This is a genomic window from Tropicimonas sp. IMCC34043 (assembly GCF_003390845.1).
Classification (GTDB): domain Bacteria; phylum Pseudomonadota; class Alphaproteobacteria; order Rhodobacterales; family Rhodobacteraceae; genus Tropicimonas.
Genome location: NZ_QMEK01000001.1, coordinates 1508273 through 1532996 on the forward strand (window position 1 = coordinate 1508273; position 24724 = coordinate 1532996).

Below are 24724 nucleotides of genomic sequence, written 5' to 3' on the forward strand. Positions count from 1 at the left end.
TCATTTTCCCACTGCGAACCAGGTGAACGGGACGGTTTTGTTGATCGTCGTGAAATGCAGCACGTCGCCTGTGAACAGGATCTGGGTCAGGGTGTTCGAAATCGACCCCATCACCGGCCAGCCGCCGGCGGCCGTGTTCACACCGTTCCGGGCGGTCGCCACGGCCGCAAACATGGCGCTCGGCCAGGCGGTCGGGAAAATCACCGCGACGGTCGACACCGTGTCGTTCGAGACCGGCAATGTGCCGGACCCCCATTGCAGGATCAGGCCGCCCAGCCACGACGGGAATTTGATATACCCATTTCCGTTCAGGACGGCGGCAAAGCCGGCCTTCACAGCCAGTGCGCCAAGCGCGGTATAAAGCCGGCCCGGCGACACCGCCTTCTCCGTTACAACCCCGGCATCGGCCTCGGCCTGCGTCGCAAAATCGACCGCGAGCGTCCGGTTCTGGCTCAGATCGCCGCCGCCGGTCAGGCCGGATCCGGTGTCGACGTGCCGCTCGGCCGGCACGAACGCATTGACGCTGTCGATCCGGATCACGAGGTTTTCGAGGGTCGAGAACGCCACGATCATGTCGGCGGCCGGACAACGACCGTGCAATGGCAGCGTGCCCAGGCCCGCCGGTCAGCCATCGATGGAGGCCGCCGACGAGATCGGGATGGCGGTCATCGGCCTGCTCTTGCTGATGGGGATCGTCTCGAAGAACTCGATCTTGTTGGGGATTACGCGCGGCTCGCGCGCAAATTCGGCATGAATCGCTTCGATGCTCTGGTGGATGCCTGTCACCGATGCGCGCGGCCGATCGTCATGACAACGGTTGCCATGTCCGACGGGATGTTGCCCGCTGCATTCAGCCTCATTGAGGGGGATTCAAGCTTCCGCCAACCAACGGCCACTGTGGTGATCGGCGGACTGATGACGGCGACGCTGCTGCGCCTGCTCGTCATCCCCGTGGTCTGCACCCTCGTCGACGATTTTGAACGCTTCGTGACAGGGCAATTCCGCGCGCCGTCCAAACAAGGGCCCGCAGAGTGACCTAGAAGCGGTGAAAGCCGCTCTCTCCAAACGGAATCGCAACGTGCCAGGCCTGCGGTTTCAAACCCCGGGCTGACGGAGAGAGCGCCCACGAAAGAGGTCCGCCGCCCGGCTTCGGACAACGTCCCAAGGCAGTACTATGGCGCAGGCTGCGTGGCGCCAAGCGATCAACGCGAACATGATCCTTGCCGGTCGCGCATCCCTCACCCTGCGCTCAAGGCCGAACCGACGAACACGGCGCGCACTTGCGCCTGTTCCGGCTGCGCGGCACTCACACGCGCCCCTCGGCCGCCGCCTGCCTACCCTTCCATCGCCTCCAGTTCGTCGATCATCCCCGAGATCATGCTAAGCCCCTTGTCCCAGAACGCCGGGTCCGAGGCATCGAGGCCGAAGGGGGCCAGCAGCTCCTTGTGGTGCTTCGAACCGCCGGCACGCAGCATGTCGAAATACTTCTCCTGGAACCCCGGATCGCCCTCCTCATAGACGGCATAGAGCGCATTCACCAACCCGTCGCCAAAGGCATAGGCATAGACGTAGAACGGCGAATGGACGAAATGCGGGACATAGGCCCAGAATGTCTCGTAGCCCTCCATGAAGGCAAAGGCAGAGCCGAGGCTCTCGCCCTGCACCGACATCCAGAGCGCGTTGATGTCATCCGAGGTCAGCTCGCCCGCCCGCCGCGCCGCATGCAGCTTGCACTCGAAATCATAGAAGGCGATCTGACGGACCACGGTATTGATCATGTCCTCGACCTTGCCGGCCAGCAGCACCTTGCGCTGACCCGGGTCCTTGGCGCCGGCCAGCAGCTTGCGGAAGGTCAGCATCTCGCCGAAAACGCTCGCCGTCTCAGCGAGCGTCAGGGGCGTCGAGGCCAGAAGCTCGCCCTGCCCCGCCGCCAGCACCTGATGCACGCCATGGCCAAGCTCGTGGGCCAGCGTCATCACGTCCCGCGGTTTGCCAAGGTAGTTCAGCATCACATAGGGATGCACATCGACGACCGTCGGATGCGCAAAGGCGCCCGGCGCCTTGCCGGGCTTCACCCCGGCGTCGATCCAGCCCCTGGTGAAGAACGGCGCGGCGATCTCGGCCATGCGCGGGCTGAACCCGGCATAGGCCTCGCTGACCGTCGCACAGGCCTCGTCCCAGCCGATGGTCCGGGTCTCCTCCAGCGGCAGCGGCGCATTGCGGTCCCAGACCTCCATCACCTCAAGCCCCAGCCACTTGCGCTTCAGCTCGTAATAGCGGTGGCTCAGCCGCGGATAGGCCGCCACCACCGCATCGCGCAGCGCCTCGACCACCTCGGGCTCGACATGGTTCGACAGATGCCGCCCGGTCTGGGGCGTCGGCATGCCGCGCCAGCGATCCTCGATCTCCTTTTCCTTGGCCAGAGTGTTGTGCACCCGCGCGAACAGCTTGATGTTGGCCCCGAAGACCCGCGCCAGTTCCCGCGCCGCCGCCTCGCGCAAGGATCGGTCCTGATCGGTCAGAAAGTTCAGCGTCGATTCCAGATTGTGCGGCTCGCCCTGAACCTCGAATTCCAGCGCCGCGGTCGTCTCGTCGAACAGCCGGTTCCAGGCGGCCGCCCCCACGGTCGACTGATCGTGCAGGAACTTCTCCAGCTCGTCCGACAGCTGATAGGGCTTCATCGCCCGCAGCCGGTCGAAGATCGGGCGGAACCGGCCAAGATCGGCATTCGCGTCCAGCAACGCATCAAGCTTGGCATCCTCGATCCGGTTCAGCTCCAGCGAGAAGAACACCAGCGGGGTCGTGAAATTGGTGATCTTTTCCTGACAATTGCCAAAGAACTGCGCCCGCTCGGCATCGACCGTGTTCTGGTAATAGCGCAGCCCGGCATAGGACATGATCCGGCCCGAAACCGTCTCGATCCGCTCATAGCGCAGCACACAATCGAGCATCCCTGCCGCATCGAGCGTCGCAAGCCTGCCCTCGTAGTCGCCGGCAAAGCCGATGCAGGCAGCCTCGAGCCAGTCGAGGTCGCGCTTCAGTTCGGGCGCGTCAGGGGCGGGATAGAGGTCGCTCAGGTCCCAATCGGGCAGCGCGCCAAGGCCCTTGCCGCCGGCGGGATCGGCATCGAAGACGGGATGAGACTGGGCAAAGAGCATGCAAGGTTCCTTTCGGGATGGATGGCGCCCAATAAAGGCCGTGGCGGCGCAGACTGCAAGCGCCGGTTCGGCCGATCCGTGCCCCTGCAGCTTGCGATCCGAAGGCCAGGTGCCGAAGGACCGGGATCGCCATCCGGCAAGGGCTGGATCGGTTGTGGCGCGGCGCCCTCTGGCGCCCAAAACCGGCGGCCCCCGCGCTACCTGTGCCCGATGAAACCACCCCCCAGTTCTTCTTGGTCAAAATACCTCGGGGGAGTCGCGGGCACCCGCCCGCGACGGGGGCAGCGCCCCCTGCCACCGCCACAGCCCGAGTCCCTCCGTCAGAACAAAGCCGACCGACCCAGGCCCTACCCGGCCTCGTTCAGCCGCGCGACATAGCGGGCGAGCGTGTCGATCTCGAGATTGGCGAAATCACCGACCGCGATCCCGCCCCAGGTCGTCACTTCCTTGGTATGGGGGATGAAGTTCACGCCGAATTCTGCCCCCTCGACCTCGTTCACGGTCAGCGAGGTGCCGTTCAACGCGACCGATCCCTTCGAGGCGATAAATTTGGCCAGTTGCTCCGGGGCACGGAACCGGACCCGGGTGCTGTCGCCCTCGTCGGCGATGCCGATCACCTTGGCCACGCCGTCGACATGGCCGGTCACGATATGGCCGCCCAGTTCGTCGCCCACTTTCAGCGCCCGCTCCAGATTGATGCGCCGGCCCGCGCCCCAGGAATTGGCGCCGATGGTCGTCATCGACACCGTCTCGGCCGAGGCATCGACGGCAAACCAGTCCGGACCCTTGTCGACCACGGTCAGGCAGACCCCGTCGCAGGCAATCGAGGCGCCGATCTCGACGCTGTCCATGTCATAGCCTGTGCCAATCCGCAGCCGCAGATCGCCGCGCTGCTCGATCTGCCTGATCTCGCCGATGTCGGTCACGATGCCGGTGAACATGAGGGGCCTCCTTGAGTTTCCTCAGGACGTAGCCCCGGTGGGGCGGCTCGGCAAGAGCCCGGCTGCGGCTGGCCCGTCCACCCGGCCGCCAGATCAGGGCGTCAATGGCCGCCAGCAGGCCATCATGTCCGGCCCGATCTGCGCCACCCGGTCGAGCGCGAACCGCGGCGCCTCGGCCAGACGGTCGATGCCCATCGCGCCGAGCCCCGGCTGGCCCTCGGCGCCGAGCCCGAGACCGGCGGTGAAGGTGACCAGCTCGTCCACCAGCCCCGCCGACAGCAAGGCCGCGGCCAGCATGCCGCCACCCTCGCAGAACACCCGTGTCAGCCCCTCGGCTCCAAGCGCGGACAGCATCGCGCCCGGGTCAAGCTGGCGGTCGCTTGCGGTCGCGACCTCGATCGGATGCGCACCGCGCGCGCGCCAGACCGCCACCCGTTCAAGTGTTGCATCGGGCCCATGGCAGAGCCAGACCGGTGCCTCCGAGATCTCGTCAAACAGATGGCTGGCAGTCGGGATCTCCAGCCGCCGCGAGGCCACGATGCGCACGGGCTGGCGGTCGATGCCAAGGCCGCGGATTGTCAGCGAGGGGTCATCGGCGCGCGCCGTGCCGGCGCCAACCAGAACCGCATCGTGACTGGCCCTCAGCGCATGGACCTGGCGCCGCGCGGCCAGCCCGGTGATCCACTGGCTCTCGCCCGTCGCGGTGGCGATCCGCCCGTCGACCGAGGTCGCAAGTTTCAGCGTCAGATGCGGCCGCCCGCTCGTGACCCGCCGCAGAAAGCCCTCGTTGGCGCGCCGCGCCTCGGGTTCCAGCACACCGGTCGTGACCGCAATCCCGGCCCGGCGCAGGATCGCATGGCCGCCGCCCGCAACCCGTGGATCGGGATCTTCAAGCGCCGTGACGACCCGGGCGACCCCTGCGGCGACCAGCGCCTCGGCGCAGGGCGGGGTGTGCCCGTGATGCGCGCAGGGCTCGAGCGAGACATAGGCCACAGCCCCCCGCGCCGCCGCGCCCGCCTGTGCCAGCGCGATAACTTCGGCATGGGGCCGCCCGCCATCCTGCGTCCAGCCGCGGCCGACGATGCGGCCGTCCCGCACGATCACGCAGCCGACGGCCGGATTGGGCCAGACACGGCCCAGCCCGCGCCGCCCGAGCGCGATTGCCAGCGCCATGAACCGGCGGTCCGCCTCCGGTCCGACGCTCACTCCTTCGGGGGGTCCTTGGGCCGCAACTCGCTGACAAAGCGGTCGAAATCGCCGGCCTCCTGGAAATTCTTGTAGACGCTGGCGAAGCGCACATAGGCAACGGTATCGATCCGCGCCAGGCTCTCCATCACGATCTCGCCAATGACCTTCGAAGGGATGTCGGTCTCGCCCATGCTTTCGAGCCGGCGCACGATGCCCGAAATCATCTGATCCATGCGCTCCGGCTCCACGGGGCGCTTTTGCAGCGCGATGCGGATCGAGCGTTCCAGCTTGTCACGGTCGAAATCCTCGCGCCGACCGTTCGACTTGATCACCACGAGGTCGCGCAGCTGCACGCGCTCATAGGTGGTGAAACGGCCGCCGCAGGCCGGACAGAACCGGCGCCGCCGGATTGCAACGTGATCTTCCGCGGGTCGCGAATCTTTCACCTGGGTGTCGACGTTTCCGCAAAACGGGCAGCGCATGGACCCCTCTTTCGTTGCTGATCTTGGGCCTCGTCCCTGGCCCCTCACGACGACTATAGGGAAGCCTCCACGCCTTGGGTAGGGGATTTATCCACATACCCTATCTGGGTCCAACGGACGTTGCGGCTGCGCTACCGTCACGCCAGATGCGCCACCACGTGGCGCCGGTGCATCGCCCGGCGGTGTTCGAACAGATAGATCCCCTGCCATGTTCCCAGCGCCATGCGACCGCCCGACACCGGGATCGACAGGCTGACCGGCATCAGCGCGGCCTTGATATGGGCCGGCATGTCGTCGGGTCCTTCGAAGGTATGGCGCAGATAGCTCATCGCCGGGGTGTCGGCCGGTGGCACCAGCCGGTCGAAGAACGCTTCCAGATCGGCCCGCACCTCGGGGTCGGCATTCTCCTGGATCAGCAGGCTGCAGGAGGTGTGGCGCACGAACAGCGTCAACAGCCCCTCGGCAACATGCAGCCCGGCGACCCAGACCGCGACCTCGTGGGTGAACTCGTACAGCCCGGCGCCGGAAGTCCGGATGGAAAACTCGGTCTGCATCGCCTTGCTCCTTTCGGGACGACAGGAAGGCGCCCGCAGCTGGCGGGCGCCTTACGTGTCGCGCGGATCCTGCCGGCCGTTTCCGGATCCGGTCAGGCAGTTTCTGTCAGGCCGGCACTAGGGTATCGCCCGGCACGCCGTGGTAGAAGCCGTTGACGAACGGCGCCGCGATGCCGAGCGCGCCCAGCCGCGCCGCGCCCTCGGCCGCCTCGATCCGGCCCTGCAGCACGTCGTCAAAGGCCTTCGTCACCTCGATCATGTCGCAGGAATGCGGCATGACCCGGAAGTGGCTGACCCCCATGTCCCGCATCTCGTGCATCTCGGCCATCATCTCGAGATAGCCATAGCTGAGGGTCTGGATGCCGTTGACCGCCAGGAACGGCTTCTCGTCGAGCGTGGACAGGACCATCCCGTCGTCATCCTCGCCACAGACGAACTGGCAACTGTCCTTGATCCGGCCGTGCGCCCGCGCGTGATAGCAGCGCGCCGACAGCGCCAGCGAGGCGCGTCCGAAGACCTGCACCTCGACCCCGACGCCAAGCCCGCGCGCCGCTTCGGCAAGCCCTGCGACGGCCGGTTTCGGCAGTTCGGCCAGCAGGCTGAAATGGGTTGCGCCGCGACCGGCCAGATAGGCCATGGTGTCTTCGTTATAGACATTCAGCAGCGCGCCGATCCGGTGCGGCCGGTCCTTGAGATGCAGCAACGCGGCGGTGTTGTTCACCTCCAGATCGCGGCCCTGCTGCTGCGACCACTCCATCAGCAGCTTGCGCTCGCGTTTGATCACCACCTCGGCGAGCGAGGAATACACCACCTGCTTGCCCGCGCGTGTCAGCCGCTCGGCGACCTCTTCGAGATGACGATCGTCGAAGAACGGCGTGCGTTTCGAGCAGACGACCTCGCCCAGATATACGGTGCCCACAGGGCTTTCATCGGCAATCCGGCGATAGAAATCGAGCTTCCGCTCGGGGGCCCAGTGAAACAGGTTCGGGCCCAGGGTCAGTTGCGCGTCCATCGCCGTCACCTCCACGTCTTGGTTTTCAGCGCGCCTTCGGTCTGTTTCTGCCCCTCGGTCAGGGCGACCAGATCGGCCAGCACAGGTTCTTTCCCGGCGACGATGGCATCGACTGCCGAACGGAAGGTCGACACCACTTTCTTGACATAGGCGCGGCTGCGCTGCCGCCCCTCGATCTTGAAGGCATGGACCCCGGCCGCAATCAACTCGGGCAGGACGGTCGCGGCATTCAGGCTCACCGGCTCCTCGAAGGCATAATATCCGCCCTCGCGCGAGTCGGTCAGATAGCGTCCCTTGCAGATCGTCGGATATCCCGCGGTCTCGTTGGCGCCGAAGCGGTCGATGGTATATCCGCCGAGCCGCGTCGACAGCGTTCCGTCGGGCGCCGACTGATAGCTGACATTGGCCGCCGGCGAACAGGCGCCGTCCATGTTGGTCGACTGGCCGGTGACATAGCACGACAGCGAACAGCGCCCCTCGACCATCAGGCCATGGTTGCCGAAGATGAAGGTCTCGACCTCGCAGGGGATCTCGGCGACCAGCCCGCCGATTTCGCTGACCGTCATGATCCGCGGCAACACCACACGCTTCACCCCGAATTCGCGGACATAGAAGTCGATGGCCTCGGGGCTCGAGGCTGCGGCCTGCACCGACAGGTGGATGCGCAAGTCGGGATACATCCGGCAGATATAGTCGGCGACCGAGATGTCGGCGACGATGCAGGCATCGGCCCCCAGTTGCGCCGAAAGGTCGACCGCCTGTTTCCACAGCGCCACCTTGCCCGAGGGCGGGAACGTGTTCAGCGTGATCAGCACCTTTGCGCCGTGATCGTGGGCATAGGCGATGGATTGCTCCATCTCGGCGGGAGTAAAGTTCAGCCCGGTGAAGTTCCGCGCATTGGTCGCGTTCTGATAGCCGCAATAGACCGCGTCTGCCCCGGCATCGACGGCGCTGCGCAGCGCCGCTGGCGTGCCGGCGGGACAGATCAGTTCGGGTTTTCTCATGACGGGTTGTCCTCCTTGCCTGTATTTCTGCTGGCTGCCCCTGCCCGTCTGAGCGCGTCGAGCGCAGCCTTGCCGGGCCGGCCCAACAGGCGGGCCACCGATTCCGCAATCGGTTCATCGACGTCGTCGAGCGCATTGCGCAGGCAGACCACCGCCTCGGTGTCGCCGCTGACGGTCAGCGCACGCGAAAAGAACAGCGCATCGCCGTCCTGTTCCCCGTCCATCAGGGCCAGCAGGTCGAGGAAACGCCCCGAGATCCGCGCCGCGTAGACGGGCATGTGGCGCCGGTCGAGGACCCGGAAATCGAGCGCGTCGGGGTCCGGGCGCAGGTACAACACGACCGGCAGGTCTGTCGGGTCGATCAGGAAGTAGACGTGCCGGTGCGGCCCCAGACGGTCGAACATCTCGGGGTTTTCAGCCGCGATCGCGGCCGCGATCCGCTTCAGGATCGGGGTCAGCAGGAAGGTCGGCAGCGGCGGATGCGGCAATGACCGCAACAGCGATAGGGGAAACCTCCCCGTGGCGCCGGATGGGCGTGAGGAACTGAGGTCGATCGTCATTGCACTGGAAAAACCGTATCGGGAAAGGACACCCCGGTCATAAAGCAGATCGCCGTCGATGTCCGCGGAACGTATTGTCACAAGCAGCAGGACAGGCCCTCAGCAACACATTAAAATAAGAATTATTTCAATGTGTTGCTGTGCACACCGGGGCAACCGCCCCGGGGGGTGCCTGCCGGCGCCTCAGAACCCGATCTGCCGCATCTTGATCCGGCTGTCGCGGCACAGCGCCCAGCCGTGGGCTGCAGAATAATTCTGCCCGATCCGCGTGGCATTCATGTCCATCCCCTGCGGATCAGCCGCACCCTTGGCCACCGGGCCCGACGGATCGATGGTGAACACGACCGAGCGGCTGCGTTGCTGCGTCAGCGACGGCCCCAGCGGTCGTTCGAGATAGACCCGCGTGGTGCCGGACTGGTTGACGAATCGGCGGGTGAAATCCCCTGCCGCGCACCAGAAATCGGTGTCCACCGCGCGCGGCTTGTAGATCACCTCGAACGCGCCTTGCCGCCCCGGGATCTCGTTCACCACGAGAGTGTTATAGGCCCAATAGGCATTTGCCGGCGCCATGCCGGCAAGGCTTGCCGCCGCCGCGATCATCGCCCCGGCAAGCCGTTTTCCGATGTGTCGTTTCATCGCCCTTCTCCCCAAGTTGACTACCCCGCCGGCCCGTCAGATCTGTCCGGGCTCGACAACAAACGAACTCACGCACCCCGCCTGCGCGTGCGAGGCGCCATAGCTGTGGCCAACGGATTTTACGCTCATCGCATGGCCCTGTTCCGCCGCAGCAGCAGCGCCCGAGACCTCGGTCGAGGGGCGAACCGTGAAGGTGACCGAACTGCGCCCGGGATTGATCGCGCTTTTGCCGACAGGAGCGGCAACATAGATCCGTGTGTCACGCGGCAGGCCGAGACCCCGGATCGCATGGTCGCCGGCCGCACACCAATAGTCCTTGGCCCCCGCACCGGACATCCGGAACACCTCGAAGACACCCGGCCGCGCCGGATCGTCGATCACGATCATCCCGTTCGCCGCCCGATCCGCCAGCGCCGCAACCGACATCAGCGACAGCGCTCCGGCAGCTATCACAGATCCGAACCGAAGACGCATTTCCCCCCCTAGGACGACGACGACGTTGCGTTCGGGACGTTGCAGAACGACAGCGAATGCGCGACCGAACGGTTCATGCCCACCCTGCGTGGCGTGACCAGCACCCCGCCACCCCAGGGCGAGCGCACATCGCGTCCGACAAGCGCAAAGCTCACGCTGTAGCGGGTTGCGACCGTCGGGCTCGGACCGAGGGGGCGGATTATCACCAGCCGGTCGGTCATCCGGGCATTGAGCGGGCCATCGGCATAGCGCGCGGCATTGCAGAAAAAGACCGACCCTTGCTGGGCCCCGCCACCGGCAAACACCTCGATATTGTCAGGAGTGCCTCTGGTCAGAAGCCGCGGCGCATTCCCGTTGCGCGCAAGTGCCTGCCCCGCAGACAGCGCCAGTGTCACCGACACTGCCGCCGCCACCCCGAAAGCCATCAATCCGCGCCGTACCATGCGTCGTTCCTTCCACAGCAGTTATTCTGGGCCGCCGCACGCCTCCAGACAATTCACGTCTGCGCGCCCGGACCCCCGATGCCCGACCCTAGCCCGCCGGCATGGCGCCTGCCAGACCGGCCCGGCAACGCGGGCAAGCCGACAGGGACCAAAGATAGATGGTATGCAGCCCCTGGGTTTGCCAGCCCCGCCCCCGTCGCCGCCGGCGGCTCTCAGGCCGGATGGATGGCGCCGGATACGGCGCGGCTGCCGCCCGGATCGGGCATGTGCAGAAACCGGGCAAAGGCGCGCCAGACCTCTTCATCCCAGCTTCCGCTCGCGGCGCCCGAGGTTGACGGCAAAATCCACATCGCCATGCCTCCGACCTCGATCGGACCATAGTCGACATGACGCCGTTGCAGAAATCTCTTGGCGGCGTTCTTGCCGTTGAAGGCAAAGCTCTGCGGGCGGTGCTGGCGCAGGAAGGCGGCAAGACGGCCCGGATCATAGGCTGCGGCCGGTATCGCGGCATCTGCGCCCGACACCCCCTTGGCAAGATCGGTCAGACCGATGCCAAACCCCAACAGCCGCAACTCGTCGCCCACCGACAGCGGCTCCGGGACCAGCCCGGCCCGAAACAGCACCGGCCAAAACTTGTTGCCCCGCCCGGCGTAATAGGCGCCAATTTCGCCGGACCTGCGCCCCGCGGCTGTGCCGCAGATCACGCTGCGGAGATTTGGGGCAACATGGTCCGGCAGCATGGCAAAACGCCCCCGAACCGGGGGCGCCTTTCGTCACTGATCCAGAAAGCTGCGCAGCTTGCGCGAGCGGCTGGGGTGCTTGAGCTTGCGCAGCGCCTTGGCCTCGATCTGGCGGATCCGTTCGCGGGTAACGCTGAACTGCTGGCCGACCTCTTCCAGCGTGTGGTCGGTGTTCATGCCGATGCCAAAGCGCATCCGCAGCACCCGTTCCTCGCGCGGCGTCAGGCTGGCCAGAACCCGCGTCGTGGTCTCTTTCAGGTTCTCCTGAATCGCCGAATCGAGCGGCAGGACCGCATTCTTGTCCTCGATGAAATCGCCGAGCTGGCTGTCTTCCTCGTCGCCGATGGGGGTCTCGAGGCTGATCGGCTCCTTGGCGATCTTCATCACCTTGCGGACCTTCTCGAGCGGCATCTGCAGCTTGGCGGCCAGTTCCTCGGGCGTCGGTTCGCGACCGATCTCGTGCAGCATCTGCCGGCCGGTACGCACCAGCTTGTTGATCGTTTCGATCATGTGGACCGGGATCCGGATCGTGCGCGCCTGATCGGCAATCGAACGGGTGATCGCCTGACGGATCCACCAGGTGGCATAGGTCGAGAACTTGTAGCCGCGGCGATATTCGAACTTGTCCACGGCCTTCATCAGGCCGATATTGCCTTCCTGAATAAGATCAAGGAATTGCAGCCCGCGGTTCGTGTATTTCTTGGCAATCGAGATCACCAGTCGAAGGTTCGCCTCGACCATTTCCTTCTTGGCCTGACGGGCTTCCTTCTCGCCCTTCTGTACCTGCTGGACGATGCGGCGGAACTCGCCGATATCGACACCGACGTACTGGCCGACCTGGGCCATTTCGCCGCGCAGTTCAGCCACCTTGTCGGTGGAACGCTCGAACAGCGCCGTCCAGCCGCGGCCCGGCTGTTCGGCCATCCGGTCCATCCAGCTCGGGTCGAGCTCGTAGCCCTTGTAAGCGTCGATGAATTCGCGCCGGTTGATCCGCGCCTGATCGGCGAGTTTCACCATCGAGGAATCGATCGACATGATCTTGCGGTTGATGCCGTAGAGCTGGTCGATCAGCGCGTCGATCCGGTTCGAATGCAGGTGCATCTCGTTGACCAGTTCCACGATCTCGGAGCGCAGCTTCTGATAACGCTCTTCCTCCATGGACGAGAAACTGTCGTCCTCGTTCAGCGTCGCCGACATCCGCTGGTCCTGCATCTGTTCCAGATCGGAATAGTCGCGGGCAATCCGGTCGAGCAGGTCGAGCACGCGCGGCTTCAGCGCGGCCTCCATCGCGGCAAGCGACATGTTGGCCTGCTCGTCTTCCTCGTCGTCGTCCTCGCGGCGGATCGGATTGCCGTCGGCGTCGTATTCGGGGTCCTCGGATTTCTCGCCGGATGGCGCCTCGGGCTGGGCCTCGACCTTGAGCCCTTCGGCAACAGGTTCGGACTCCTCTTCGCCGTCCTCGTCGATGCCGCGGCCGAACGTGGCCTCGAGGTCGATGACGTCGCGCAGCAGGATGTCTTCGCTCAACAGCTCGTCGCGCCAGATCGTGATCGCCTGGAAGGTTAGCGGGCTTTCGCAAAGCCCCGCGATCATGGTGTTGCGCCCGGCCTCGATCCGCTTGGCGATGGCGATCTCGCCCTCGCGGCTCAGCAGTTCGACCGAGCCCATCTCGCGCAGATACATCCGCACCGGATCGTCGGTGCGGTCGAGCTTTTCGGTCTCGCTTGTGGAGACAGCCACTTCGCGCGAGGTCGATGCCTCGACCACCTCGGTGGACCCGACGGGCGTTGCGACGTCGTCGTCCTCGGCCTCCTCGGCCTCGATCACGTTGATGCCCATTTCCGAGAGCATCGACATCACGTCCTCGATCTGCTCCGAGGACACCTGGTCGGGCGGCAGGACCTGGTTGAGCTGATCGTAAGTGATATAGCCCCGCTCACGAGCATCGGCGATCATCTTCTTGACCGCTGTCTGGGACATGTCGAGCGTGATTTCCTGCTCGTTGTCCTCGGGCTTGCGGTCTTCGGTGTCCTTGGCAGCCATCCAGATCTCCTGTCTCGCGGGAGCTGATTCGAAAAGGTACGGATCCCTGATTCCATACCCCACGAATCGCGCAGTTTCACCCGCCATAGTCGCAAGCACCGGTGATTCCAATCCCCACCGCTCGCATGGTTTAAAGCTCTGCCGCTAAGTCTTCTTCGGGGTTCCTAACCCGATCAAAGACAGCAGCGCATCCAGATCCGAGCGTTCGTCCCGGTCGATCCGGGCACCGTTCTCGGCAATATCAAAGTCCGCCCTGTCCCCGTCGTGGTTGCGCGAAACCTGCTCGCGCGCCCGCGCCGAAAGGCTCAGGCGATGGTCTATCCACTCTTCGGGCGTCTCGGCGAAGCCGGCAACCGCTTCCTCGATCTCGCGCCTCGTGCCGCTCTCGGCGGCCAGCTTGGCGATTTCCTCGGTCAGGCACATGCGGGCCAGGTCAACGTCGCCGGGATGACGCACCGACGGGGCGAGCGAGACATGGCGCCCCTTGAGAAGCCTTTCAAGTACCTCGGGGCCGAGTGAGTCGCGAATCTGTGATTCGATTCGCTCGGCCGTGGCATCCGCATCGCATCTGAGCAGCGCAGAGGCCAGAGCCGCGTGGCCGGCGCCGACAAAACTCATCTCCTCCAGCGCATGGCCGAACTCCTCCAGCAGCGCCGGGATCTGCGTCAGCGTGACAAGGATCACCGCCTCGCGCAGCACGGTCGCCGCGCCGTCGTCGGACGAGGCCAGAAGCGAGGCGCGCGTGCCCGCGGTCGGAACGGCAGATCGGTCCGACCGCTTGCTGCCCCAGTCGCGACCCCGCCCCTTGCCCTTCCCCTTGGCGTCCCAGGGCCGGAACGGCCGGTCGCCGCGATCCCCCCCCGCAGCCCCGAAAAGCCCGGCCCTGAGCCGGCCGATCTCATCGGCATAATGCGCCCGGATGCCCGGGTCGGCGATGCCGCGGATCACGGCGCGCAATTCCTTGTCGAAGGCCGCCCGCCGTTCGGGACTGTCCAGCACCTTGCCTTCGGTCTCGCGCTCCCACAGCAGGGCGATCATCGACACGGCCGTATCGAGCGCCGTCTGCATCGCATCGGGCCCGCGGCTGCGGATCAGTTCGTCAGGGTCGAGCCCGCCCGGCAGCAGGCAGAACCGCAACGACTGGCCGGCCTGAACCAGTGGCAGCGCGGTGTCGATGACCCGCATCGCCGCCCGCCGGCCCGCCTCGTCGCCGTCGAGCGCGATCACCGGCTCGGGATGGGTGCGCCACAAAAGCTGCAGCTGGGCGGGCGTGATCGCGGTGCCGAGGTTGGCGACGGCGCCGCCAAACCCCGCCTCGACCAGCGCAATGGCGTCCATATAGCCCTCGGCCACGACCAGCGGCGTGCCTTTGCGTCCGGTCGCCTCGCGCGCCGGGCCAAGGTTGAACAGGTTGTTGCCCTTGTCGAAGATCTCGGTCTCGGGCGAATTCATGTATTTGGCGCGGTCGGCCGGGTCCATCGCTCGGCCGCCAAAGCCGATGGCGCGGCCACGGGCGTCGCGGATCGGGAACATGATCCGGTTGCGAAAGATGTCATAGGGCTCGCGCCCCTTGTCCGAGGGCCGGGCAAGCCCGGCGGCAAGGATCAGGTCGGGGGCGATTCCCTTGGCAGTCAGGTGTTGCCACAGCCCGTGCCAGTCTGCCGGCGCAAACCCCAACTGCCAGCGCTCGATCGCCTCGGGCGACAGCCCGCGGGTGCCGGAAAGATAGGCACGTGCCGCACCGGCGGCCGACGTCTTCAGCTGCAGGCGGAAGAAACGCACCGCCTCCTCCGTCACCTCGATCAGCCGGCTGCGGCGGTCGGTGGTTTCCTGGGCCCGCGGGTCGCGTTCGGGCATCGGCAGTCCGGCCTCGCCGGCCAGAAGCTCGATCGCCTCCATGAAGCCGAGGTTCTCGGTCTCCTGCACGAATCGGATGGCGTCGCCCTTGGCGTGGCAGCCGAAGCAGTAATAGAATCCCTTGCGGTCATCGACGTGGAACGAGGCAGTCTTTTCCTGATGAAACGGGCATGGCGCCCACATGTCGCCCTTGCCGGGGATCGAACGACGCGCATCCCACGTCACCTTGCGCCCGACCACCTGGGCAAGCGAGAGGCGCGAACGAAGCTCGTCAAGGAATCCGGGGGGCAGCGACATTTCGCGACTATCGCCCCGGACGCAGTTGCTGTCTAGCGGCCGCGACCTGCCAAAGGCCCGCGCCGCGACAAGACCTTCTCCGGCATCTGTGCTAGTCTGGCAGCAGGCAGAGAACATGCCATCAAAAAAACAGACCATCGGAGCAGGCAAGATGCGAAACGGATTCAGGCGGGCGGGCCGCGGCCGCCTCCTCATTCTGGCGATAGTGGCAGCGCAGGCAATCCCCGTGGCGGCGCTGGCCGCGGGACCTTCGGGGCGCACGTCCATGGTCGAGGTGACCGGGGTCGAGGACGAGGACATGCTGAAGATGCGTGCCGGTCCAGGCACCGGCTATCGCGTGATTGTCGGGCTGCCGAACGGAACCGTTCTGCGCAATCACGGTTGCAACCGGGTCGGCGGGACGCCGTGGTGCAAGGTCTCGCTGCGCGAGGCGCGCGGGCTGACGGGCTATGTCTCCGGGCATTATCTGACCGGCAACTGAGCCGGACCGGCAATCGACGCCGCCGCGGCGGCACGGGCGCACCCCGGCCAGACGGAAGGGTGCGCCGCATGCCGCCGGAGACAGGGCGGGAACCCGCACCGGGCCCGCCGCTCCTTGCGCGCCGGTCAGAGCCCCTTTTCGCGATAGCTCAGGGCAACCCGCTGGATCGCCACGATATAGGCCGCCATCCGCAGGTCGGGCACGTCCTCGCGGGAATGCCAGACCTCGCGCATCGCCTGATAGGCGATCCGCATCGTGTCATCGAGGCCCGAGCGCACCAGTTCCAGCTCGTCGGCGCCGCGCAGATAGCGTTCCTTGAAGGTCGGGGTCATCGACCAGCTGTCGCCCAGATAGCGGTCCAGCCGTTCGAGTTCGTTCACCACCAGCCGGTGCCGCGCCTCCTCCTGGCGCCGCTGCATCCGGCCGAACCGGATATGGCTGAGGTTCTTGACCCATTCGAAGTAGGACACCGTCACACCGCCGGCGTTGGCATAAAGATCTGGGATCAGCACGACGCCGCGGCCGCGCAGGATCTCGTCGGCGCCCGCCGTCACCGGGCCGTTCGCCGCCTCGATGATCAGCCGCGTGTTGATCCGCGCCGAGTTTTCGCGGTTGATCACGCCCTCCATCGCCGCCGGGATCAGGATGTCGCATTCCTTTTCGAGCACCCTGGCGCCGTCGCTCACATAGCTGCCTTCGGCATAGCCTTTCACCCCGCCATGAGAGACGATCCAGTTGTGCAGTGCCTCGACGTCGATCCCGTTGTCATCGATGATCGCCCCGTCGCGTTCGACGATGGCGGTGACCTTCGCCCCGTCCTCCTCGCTGAGAAACTTGGCGGCGTGATAGCCGACGTTGCCAAGCCCCTGCACGACAATCCGCTTGCCTTCGAGCCCGCCGTCGAGACCCGCGACCGCGCAATCCTCGGGATGGCGGAAGAACTCCTGCAGCGCGTATTGCACCCCCCGCCCCGTCGCCTCGACCCGGCCGTGGATGCCGCCGGCGTGGATCGGCTTGCCGGTCACGCAGGCCATGGCGTTGATGTCGGTGGTGTTCATCCGGTGGTATTGATCGGCGATCCAGGCCATCTCGCGTTCGCCGGTGCCCATGTCGGGGGCCGGCACGTTCTGGCTGGGATGGATCAGGTCGCGCTTGGCCAGTTCATAGGCAAAGCGGCGGGTGACCAGCTCCATCTCGTGTTCGTCGTATTCCCGCGGATCGATGCAAAGCCCGCCCTTCGATCCGCCGAAAGGCGCTTCGACCAGCGCGCACTTGTAGGTCATCAGCGCCGCAAGCGCCTCGACCTCGTCCTGGTTGACGCTGAGCGCATAGCGGATGCCGCCCTTCACGGGCTCCATATGTTCGGAATGGACCGAGCGGTAGCCGGTGAAGGTCTGGATCCTGCCGCGCATCCGCACGCCGAAGCGCACGATATAGGTCGCGTTGCAGACCCGGATCTTCTCTTCGAGTCCCGGCGACAGGTCCATGACCGCGACCGCGCGGTTGAACATCAGATCCACCGATTCCCGGAAGGAACGCTCTCTTACACGCCCTGTCGTGTCGTTTGCCATCACACTCTCCCTGTCCCCTGGATGCTCCGGCCCGGCGCACAAATGCGCCGCTCCCTGAAACAAAGCCTAGGCGGAAAGCACGAAAAAAACACGGATAATCTCAGTCAGGGGCAGCGTCATTCCGGCTCGACCCGCCCCTGCGCTGCCTCGGCCTCGACCAATGCGGCAAGGATCTCGGCCATGCCGCGCGCTTCGGCGGCAGAAGCAAGGCCGCCGACCCCGACCCGCCGTCCGATACGCCACCACAGGCCCGGCGCCCAGGCGATGCCGCCCGGCTCGGGCTCTGACAGGTGCAACAAAAATCCGTTCGAGGGTTTGAGCGCCAGCGCGCCGCGGTCGACCGCCGCAATCCGCGCAACGGACGCGATCCGCCGTCCCGATGCCTCGCGCAGTTCCTCTGCCGTCAGCTCGAGCCCCCGTCCACCGAGCAGGGCGAGGCGCGTACCCAGCCAGATCACAAGCGCGCCGAGCCCCAGCATGCCGCCCCGGATCACAAGCGACACGGGATCGAGCAGCGCCAGCGCACAAAGCAGCCCGCCAAGCCCGAATACAATCACGACCCCCAGCCAGCGACGGGGCGGCGAGACGTGCAGCCGGGCGAGAATGCCATCAGAATCGGGATTTCCCATCCTGACTGTCTAGCGTTTTACGGAGAGACCGGCGAGTCCCGGCGGCCGTTGTTCAAAAATGCACAGGTTGGCGCAGTTTCATCGAGATTCCGCGCATTGCCGCAAGGTCGCAGTCCCCCTACTTTCATCAGCAACGGACATTTCCAGCGCGAAAGGAGAGCTTCCATGTCTCTCAGACCCATAGAACGTCTCAGCCATGCCCGCCCGACCATGGAGGGCGCCGGCGTCAAACTGCACCGTGCCTTCGGCTTCGGCGATCCAAGCGAGCTCGACCCCTTCCTGTTGCTCGACGATTTCCGCAACGAGCGGCCCGAGGACTACCTGGCCGGCTTTCCCTGGCACCCGCACCGCGGGATCGAGACCATAACCTATGTTCTGTCCGGCTCGGTCGAACACAGCGATTCGCTCGGCAACAGCGGCCGGCTTGGCGGTGGCGACGTGCAATGGATGACTGCCGGATCCGGGATCCTGCATCAGGAGATGCCGACCGGCAATAAAAAGGGCCAGATGCACGGCTTTCAGCTTTGGGCCAACCTGCCCGGATCGCTGAAGATGACCGCGCCGCGCTATCAGGACGTCTCCGGTGGCGAGATCCCCGAAGTGATCGACGACGACGGCACGCGGGTGCGGGTGATCGTCGGCAGTTTCTGGGGCAAGACCGGCCCGGTGGACGGCATTGCGGCCGAACCGCAGTACCTCGACATCTTTGTCCCTGCGGGCGTGAAAAAGACCTTCCCGGTCGACACCTATCGCCGTGCCTTCGCCTATGTCTTCGAAGGCGCCGGCGCCTTTGCCGACGCCTCGAAACCGACCGGCGTGCTGCTGGAAAAGGAGGTCGCGGGCCGCGAGGTGAATATCCGCGACATGTCAGGCGACCGGACGCTGATCCGCTTTGGCAGCGGCGACGAGGTGACGGTGCAGGCAGGACCCGAGGGCATCCGGTTCCTGCTGATCTCGGGCGCGCCGATCCAGGAGCCTGTTGCCTGGCACGGTCCTATCGTGATGAACACCCAGGCCGAGCTGGCACAGGCGTTCAGCGAGCTGCGCAACGGCACCTTCATTCGCCCGGCGCACTGATCGGGCCTTGGCGGATTCGTCCCCTTGCCGGCGCTCTTTTCGTGCGCCTGCGAGGGGCGGTCGGCCGGGTTACGACCCGTCGTCGACGCGGACAACGGCCGTCTGCGTGCTTCCAGCCTCATGTGCCATCGGAAATTCCGACGGTGCGGCGCGTCATGTCCCAATAGATGTTCTCGACATCCGTCCGGCTCAACCGCCCTCCATCGCGAAACCAGGTGCTGGCACCGGTCAGCATGGCGATCAGTCCGCGGGTCATCACCTTGGCGTCACCAATGACAAAGACCCCTGCGGCAGCGCCCTCGGCAAGAATCGTTCCAAGTTCCAGCTCGTAGCGCCGGCGCATTTCCTCGATTGCCGCGAAATTCCCCGGTTCGAGGTTGCGCAACTCCATGTAGGAGACAAAGACCTCGTCCGGCCGGTCGAGGTGATAGCGGATGTGAAACCGGGTGAAGCTTTCCAGCCGACCCTCGGGCCCCTGCCCGCGCGGCTCTGCCTGCCAGCTTTCAAGCAGGTGTTCCATATGCGCGGCCATCAGGTCGAACAGCAACGCCTGCTTGTCGGCGGTATAGGTATAAAGCGCGCCCGCCTGCACTCCGACCTGGTTCGCGATCTGGCGCATGGACACCGCGGCATAGCCATGGCGCGCGAACAGGCGCAACGCGGCCTCCCGGATCCGGGGGCCGGTGATCTCTGCGTGGGATCCGGTCTTGCGCGCCATGTCACGAATTGGCATTGAACAATTGTTCAATTCAAGGCCCATCGCCAGCCTTGCTCGATTCCGTCGCATCGCGATAAGGTGCGCGCGATCCTTCTGGAGCCCCGGATGCGCACCGCCCCCCCACTGTTTTGCCTCCTTCTTGTCGCCATATCCCCGGGCTGCGCGCGGTTTCCCCAGCTTGATGCCAAGCTGACCGAAACCGGGCGGCAGGCGCCCTCGCCGGTTCTGACCGACATTCGCCCGATCCTCGCCGGGGCGCCCAAGGTCACAGCGAACGAGACCGAAACCGACATGATCGAGCGGGCCGACGCGCTCAGGGCATCGGCTGCGGTGATCAGCCTGCCGGTCATGACCGAAGACGAACGCACGCAGCTTGCCTCTGCGCGCGGCCTTGGGCCGGATGCGGACGCCGCCGCCATCGACGCGGCCGAGCGCGCGCGCCTTGAGGACGCCCATGCCCGCCTGCGTGGCATCGCCGATGCGGCCGCGACCGGCGATGCGGCCGCAAGCGATGCGGCCGCCGCCACGGACCCGACCGCCCCCGCCGATGAGGGCGACCAGCAACGGCTGGAGGATGCCGCCGCCCGGCTTCGAAAGCTCATGCAGGATGCCCAGACCGGCGTCGTTGCGCCCGACCCGTGAACAGGATAAGTCACGCCGGCCGGACGATTTCGAGCGGCAGACATCCTACCTGAACCGGAGGCGCGACCATGACCGACCCCCTTCGCCTTGGCATTGCAGGGCTCGGCACCGTCGGCACCGGCGTGGTGCGGATCGTGCGGCAAAAGGCGAATCTGCTGGCCCGCCGCACCGGCCGCGCGATCGAGATCTCGGCCGTCTCCGCCCGCTCGCGCACCAAGGATCGCGGCGTGTCGCTGTCGGGCTATGCGTGGGAGGATGACCCCGTGGCGCTCGCCACCCGCGACGACATCGACGTCTTCGTCGAACTGATGGGCGGCAGCGAAGGCCCGGCCCGCGCCGCGACCGAGGCCGCACTCGATGCCGGCAAGGACGTGGTGACCGCGAACAAGGCCTTGCTGGCCCTGCACGGCCAGGAACTGGCCGAACGCGCCGAGGCGATGGGCCACGTGATCCGGTTCGAGGCCGCCGTCGCCGGTGGCATCCCGGTCGTCAAGGCCCTGACCGAGGGCCTTGCCGGCAACGAGATCTCGCGGGTGATGGGGGTGATGAACGGCACCTGCAACTATATCCTGACCCGGATGGAAGAGACCGGCCAGGGCTACAACGCGCTGTTCGAGGAATGCGCGCAGCTCGGCTATCTCGAGGCCGATCCCAATCTCGACGTCGGCGGCATCGATGCCGGCCACAAGCTGGCGCTGCTCGCCGCCATCGCCTTCGGCACCCGGGTCTCGTTCGGCGCGGTCGAGCTTGAGGGGATCCAGCAGATCTCCCTCGACGACATCCACCATGCCGCCGACCTCGGTTTCCGGATCAAGCTTCTGGGCGTGGCCCAGATGACCGGCCGCGGACTGGAACAGCGGATGTCGCCCTGCCTGGTGCCGGCCGACAGCCCGCTTGGCCAGTTGCAGGGGGGCACCAACATGGTCGTCCTCGAAGGCGACAGCGTCGGCCAGATCGTGCTGCGCGGACCCGGTGCGGGATCGGGTCCGACGGCAAGTGCTGTGATGAGCGACGTGATCGAGATCGCGCGCGGAACCCGGCTGACCACCTTTGGCCAGCCCGCCGCCGGGCTGATCCATCCGACCCCTGCCCGCGCCACGGCGCCCGCGCCCTATTACCTGCGGCTGCGTCTGTCCGACAAACCGGGCGCACTGGCCAAGGTCGCGGCCGTACTGGGCGAGGCCGGCATCAGCATCGACCGGATGCGCCAGACCCGGCACGACGAGATCACCGCCCCGGTGCTGGTCGTCACCCACAAGACCAGCCGCGATGCGCTCGACCGCGCGCTCGAAGCCTTCCCGGCGACCGGCGTTGTGGTGGACGAGCCCATCGCGATCCGGATCGAATCGATCTGACGCATCACTTTCGGCGCCGGCGCGAGGCCCTTTGACGCTTTAGCGCAAACACCAGTTGCATCCTCCCACGCCACGCCGCTACCCCGTTTCAGGCCTTGATCCAATTAACCGCAGGAACCTCTCCGATGTCGACGATTCACACCCCTCCCGAATTTCACGACCGTTTGCTCTCGCTCTCCCTCGCACGGGTGACCGAGGCCGCCGCCATGGCTTCGGCCCATCTGGTCGGGCGCGGCGACGAAAAGGCGGCCGACCAGGCTGCCGTGAACGCCATGCGCGTGCAGCTCAACAAGATGGAAATTCGCGGCGTCGTGGTGATCGGTGAGGGCGAACGCGACGAGGCGCCGATGCTGTTCATCGGCGAAGAGGTCGGCATGGGCGAAGGCCCCGAGGTCGACATCGCGCTCGACCCGCTGGAGGGCACGACCCTGACCGCGCTCGACAAGCCGAACGCGCTCTGCGTCATCGCCATGGGTCCGCGCAATTCGATGCTGCACGCGCCCGACGTCTACATGGACAAGCTGGCGATCGGCCCGGGCTATCCGCTGGACGTCGTGACGCTGAAGATGTCGCCGGCCGAGCGCGTCCATGCGCTGGCCAAGGCCAAGGGCTGCGCGCCCGAGGATATCAATGTCTGCGTGCTGGAACGGGACCGTCACATCGACATGATTGCGGAAATCCGCAAGACCGGCGCCGCGGTTCGGCTGATCCAGGACGGTGACGTCGCCGGTGTCATGCACTGCGCCGAGCCTGAGCTGACCAACATCGACATGTACATGGGTGCAGGCGGAGCGCCCGAGGGCGTGCTGGCCGCCGCGGCGCTGAAGTGCATGGGCGGCCAGATGTACGGCCGGCTGCTGTTCCGCAACGACGATGAAAAGGCGCGCGCCGCCAAGGCCGGGATCGACGATCTCGACCACATCTATACCCGCGACGAGATGGTGACCCGCGACGTGATCTTTGCCGCCACCGGCGTGACCGACGGCAGCATCCTTCCCGGCGTCAAGCGGACGCCGCACCGCTATACCACCGAAACGATCCTGATGCGGTCCAAGACCGGCTCGGTTCGGCGCGTGATCTATTCGAACCCCGTCTGATCGCGGGATGGTGGCTGCGTTCCTTGGCGTCGAACATTCCCTGACCGGCCGCAGATGGGTCGGTCCGGGCGTCGACCGGGAACGTCAGGCCGAAGCACTGGCACAAGCGACCCGGCTGCCCGGGCCGCTTTGCCACATTCTCGCGCAACGCGGGGTCGCCCCCGAGGCGGCCGCGTCATTTCTCGCCCCCGCCCTGCGCGACCTGTTGCCCGATCCGCTGACGCTGAAGGACATGGGCCTTGCCGCCGAACGGCTGCTGGCCGCGGTCGAGCGCACCCAGCGGATCGCGATCTTTGCCGATTACGATGTCGATGGCGGCAGTTCGGCCGCGCTGCTGATCTGGTGGCTGCGCGCGCTGGGGCGCCGCGCCACGCTTTATGTCCCCGACCGCATCGACGAGGGCTATGGCCCGAACCCGCCCGCGATGGCCCGGCTTGCCGCCGACCATGACCTGATCATCTGTGTCGATTGCGGCACGCTCAGCCACGAGGCGCTGGCGGCGGCGGCCGGCACCGATGTGCTGGTGATCGACCATCACCTGGGGGGCGAAACGCTGCCGCCCGCACTTGCCGTCGTCAACCCGAACCGGCAGGACGAGTCGGGCGATCTTGCGCATCTATGTGCCGCCGGGGTGGTGTTTCTGGTACTGGTCGAGGCCGGGCGCAGGATCCGCGCCGCGGGCGGCAGGCAGCCCGACCTGATGGGCTTGCTCGATCTGGTGGCACTGGCCACGGTCGCCGACGTTGCGCCGCTGGTGGGCGTCAACCGGGCGCTGGTGCGCACAGGGCTGAAAGTGATGGCCCGCCGCGACCGGCCCGGTCTGCGCGCGCTCGCCGATGTGGCAGGACTGAACGAGACGCCGCGCGCCTATCACCTGGGCTTTCTGCTCGGGCCGCGGATCAACGCCGGCGGCCGGATCGGTCAGGCCGATCTTGGCGCGCGGCTGTTGGCGACCGAGGACCCGGCCGAGGCGCAGGCGCTGGCCGAACGGCTCGACACACTCAACCACGAACGCCGCGAGATCGAGGCCGCCGTGACCATCGCCGCCATGGCGCAGGCCGAGGCGCGCGGCACCGACGGCCCGCTGGTCTGGGCGGCGGGCGAAGGCTGGCACCCCGGTGTTGTCGGCATCGTCGCCTCGCGGCTGAAAGAGGCCACAAATCGCCCTGCCATCGTGATCGGTCTGGCGGGCGGCGAGGGCAAGGGATCGGGCCGCTCGGTCACCGGTGTCGATCTTGGCGCCTCGATCCAGAAGCTCGCCGCCGAGGGGCTGCTCGTGAAGGGCGGCGGTCACAAGATGGCGGCCGGACTGACCGTCATCGAAGCGCAGCTTGAACCCGCGATGGAGCGGCTGGCCGAGTTGCTGGCACGCCAGGGCGCAGGTGCCGGGGGGCCGCGGGATCTGAACCTCGACGGGCTGTTGATGCCCGGTGCCGCCTCGATCGAACTGATCGAACAGGTCGAGGCCGCCGGCCCCTTCGGCCAATCCGCTCCGGCCCCGCGTTTCGCACTGCCGGACGTCGCGATCCTGCACACCCGGCGGATGGGCGAAAGCCATCTGCGGGTGACCATTGGCGACGGGCTTGGCGCACGGCTCGAAGCGGTGGCCTTTGGCGCCTTCGACGGCCCGATCGGTCCCCGGCTCGACGCGCACGGCGGTGCCAGGTTCCATCTGGCCGGAAAGCTCGAAATCAACGACTGGAACGGTCGGCGCAGCCCGCGACTGCGGCTGGACGATGCCGCCGAGGCCTGATGTCCCGCGCTG

The 24724-nt window shown here is 66.3% G+C and carries 25 protein-coding genes; 7 read left to right on the forward strand and 18 right to left on the reverse strand.

Going from position 1 to position 24724, the window contains the following annotated elements; all coding sequences use genetic code 11:
- Positions 1-573: a hypothetical protein gene (locus tag DQG17_RS07045; protein WP_116132001.1), complete on the reverse strand. Its 573-nt coding sequence runs from the start codon at positions 571-573 to the stop codon at positions 1-3.
- 21 nt (positions 574-594) lie between these two features.
- On the opposite strand from DQG17_RS07045, the gene DQG17_RS07050 reads away from it, so the two are divergent.
- Entirely contained in the window at positions 595-1035 is a 441-nt protein-coding gene (locus tag DQG17_RS07050) for an efflux RND transporter permease subunit (RefSeq protein ID WP_198666044.1), read from the forward strand.
- Between the two features lie 299 nt (positions 1036-1334).
- Here DQG17_RS07050 and DQG17_RS07055 read toward each other — a convergent pair whose 3' ends face one another.
- The 14 genes from DQG17_RS07055 to dnaG form a co-directional block, all read right to left on the reverse strand.
- On the reverse strand, positions 1335-3158 hold the full coding sequence (locus DQG17_RS07055; protein WP_116132002.1) for a M3 family oligoendopeptidase: 1824 nt from the start codon (positions 3156-3158) through the stop codon (positions 1335-1337).
- Between the two features lie 347 nt (positions 3159-3505).
- Complete coding sequence (locus DQG17_RS07060; RefSeq protein ID WP_116132003.1) at positions 3506-4099, reverse strand: riboflavin synthase; 594 nt, start codon at positions 4097-4099, stop codon at positions 3506-3508.
- 93 nt (positions 4100-4192) lie between these two features.
- On the reverse strand, positions 4193-5272 hold the full coding sequence (gene ribD, locus DQG17_RS07065) for a bifunctional diaminohydroxyphosphoribosylaminopyrimidine deaminase/5-amino-6-(5-phosphoribosylamino)uracil reductase RibD (RefSeq protein WP_116132635.1): 1080 nt from the start codon (positions 5270-5272) through the stop codon (positions 4193-4195).
- Positions 5273-5301: 29 nt separating this feature from the next.
- Positions 5302-5769, reverse strand: coding sequence for a transcriptional regulator NrdR (gene nrdR, locus DQG17_RS07070; RefSeq protein ID WP_116132004.1), 468 nt, complete (start codon positions 5767-5769; stop codon positions 5302-5304).
- Between the two features lie 137 nt (positions 5770-5906).
- Positions 5907-6323 (reverse strand): secondary thiamine-phosphate synthase enzyme YjbQ, encoded by a 417-nt coding sequence (locus DQG17_RS07075; protein ID WP_116132005.1) that lies wholly within the window; start codon positions 6321-6323, stop codon positions 5907-5909.
- 106 nt (positions 6324-6429) lie between these two features.
- Entirely contained in the window at positions 6430-7335 is a 906-nt protein-coding gene (locus DQG17_RS07080) for a U32 family peptidase (protein WP_116132636.1), read from the reverse strand.
- Between the two features lie 5 nt (positions 7336-7340).
- Positions 7341-8339, reverse strand: coding sequence for a peptidase U32 family protein (locus DQG17_RS07085; RefSeq protein WP_116132006.1), 999 nt, complete (start codon positions 8337-8339; stop codon positions 7341-7343).
- Complete coding sequence (locus tag DQG17_RS07090; RefSeq protein ID WP_232829351.1) at positions 8336-8827, reverse strand: SCP2 domain-containing protein; 492 nt, start codon at positions 8825-8827, stop codon at positions 8336-8338. The genes DQG17_RS07085 and DQG17_RS07090 overlap by 4 nt, the downstream gene beginning before the upstream one ends.
- 255 nt (positions 8828-9082) lie before the next feature.
- Positions 9083-9535, reverse strand: coding sequence for a hypothetical protein (locus DQG17_RS07095; protein ID WP_116132008.1), 453 nt, complete (start codon positions 9533-9535; stop codon positions 9083-9085).
- A gap of 36 nt (positions 9536-9571) precedes the next feature.
- Positions 9572-10009 (reverse strand): hypothetical protein, encoded by a 438-nt coding sequence (locus DQG17_RS07100; RefSeq protein WP_157973547.1) that lies wholly within the window; start codon positions 10007-10009, stop codon positions 9572-9574.
- A gap of 8 nt (positions 10010-10017) precedes the next feature.
- Complete coding sequence (locus tag DQG17_RS07105) at positions 10018-10452, reverse strand: hypothetical protein (RefSeq protein ID WP_116132010.1); 435 nt, start codon at positions 10450-10452, stop codon at positions 10018-10020.
- A gap of 212 nt (positions 10453-10664) precedes the next feature.
- Positions 10665-11192, reverse strand: coding sequence for a mismatch-specific DNA-glycosylase (locus DQG17_RS07110; RefSeq protein WP_116132011.1), 528 nt, complete (start codon positions 11190-11192; stop codon positions 10665-10667).
- Positions 11193-11225: 33 nt separating this feature from the next.
- Positions 11226-13235 (reverse strand): RNA polymerase sigma factor RpoD, encoded by a 2010-nt coding sequence (gene rpoD, locus DQG17_RS07115; protein ID WP_116132012.1) that lies wholly within the window; start codon positions 13233-13235, stop codon positions 11226-11228.
- A 144-nt stretch (positions 13236-13379) separates the two neighbouring features.
- Positions 13380-15389: a DNA primase gene (gene dnaG, locus DQG17_RS07120; RefSeq protein ID WP_116132013.1), complete on the reverse strand. Its 2010-nt coding sequence runs from the start codon at positions 15387-15389 to the stop codon at positions 13380-13382.
- A 151-nt stretch (positions 15390-15540) separates the two neighbouring features.
- Here dnaG and DQG17_RS07125 point away from each other — a divergent pair, with 151 nt between their 5' ends.
- Positions 15541-15870, forward strand: a complete 330-nt coding sequence (locus DQG17_RS07125) for an SH3 domain-containing protein (RefSeq protein ID WP_232829352.1) — start codon at positions 15541-15543, stop codon at positions 15868-15870.
- Positions 15871-15995: 125 nt separating this feature from the next.
- Here the strand turns inward: DQG17_RS07125 and DQG17_RS07130 are convergent, their stop codons facing one another.
- Positions 15996-17441, reverse strand: a complete 1446-nt coding sequence (locus DQG17_RS07130; RefSeq protein ID WP_116132015.1) for a Glu/Leu/Phe/Val dehydrogenase — start codon at positions 17439-17441, stop codon at positions 15996-15998.
- Positions 17442-17557: 116 nt separating this feature from the next.
- Positions 17558-18070 carry a hypothetical protein gene (locus DQG17_RS07135; protein WP_116132016.1) on the reverse strand — a complete coding sequence of 171 codons (513 nt, stop codon included), beginning with the start codon at positions 18068-18070 and terminating at the stop codon, positions 17558-17560.
- A gap of 165 nt (positions 18071-18235) precedes the next feature.
- Between DQG17_RS07135 and DQG17_RS07140 the strand changes: the two genes are divergently transcribed.
- Positions 18236-19147, forward strand: coding sequence for a pirin family protein (locus tag DQG17_RS07140; RefSeq protein WP_116132017.1), 912 nt, complete (start codon positions 18236-18238; stop codon positions 19145-19147).
- Between the two features lie 118 nt (positions 19148-19265).
- On the opposite strand, the gene DQG17_RS07145 is transcribed toward DQG17_RS07140, so the two are convergent.
- Positions 19266-19865, reverse strand: a complete 600-nt coding sequence (locus DQG17_RS07145; protein ID WP_116132018.1) for a TetR/AcrR family transcriptional regulator — start codon at positions 19863-19865, stop codon at positions 19266-19268.
- Between the two features lie 105 nt (positions 19866-19970).
- Here DQG17_RS07145 and DQG17_RS07150 point away from each other — a divergent pair, with 105 nt between their 5' ends.
- From DQG17_RS07150 to recJ, 4 genes are all read left to right on the forward strand, one after another.
- The gene (locus tag DQG17_RS07150) at positions 19971-20507 is read left to right on the forward strand and encodes a hypothetical protein (RefSeq protein WP_116132019.1); all 537 of its coding nucleotides are present in this window, start codon (positions 19971-19973) and stop codon (positions 20505-20507) included.
- A gap of 68 nt (positions 20508-20575) precedes the next feature.
- Positions 20576-21862, forward strand: coding sequence for a homoserine dehydrogenase (locus DQG17_RS07155; protein ID WP_116132020.1), 1287 nt, complete (start codon positions 20576-20578; stop codon positions 21860-21862).
- 125 nt (positions 21863-21987) lie between these two features.
- Positions 21988-22959: a class II fructose-bisphosphatase gene (gene glpX / locus DQG17_RS07160; protein ID WP_116132021.1), complete on the forward strand. Its 972-nt coding sequence runs from the start codon at positions 21988-21990 to the stop codon at positions 22957-22959.
- A gap of 7 nt (positions 22960-22966) precedes the next feature.
- Positions 22967-24712 (forward strand): single-stranded-DNA-specific exonuclease RecJ, encoded by a 1746-nt coding sequence (gene recJ, locus DQG17_RS07165; RefSeq protein WP_116132022.1) that lies wholly within the window; start codon positions 22967-22969, stop codon positions 24710-24712.
- Positions 24713-24724 lie beyond the last annotated feature (12 nt).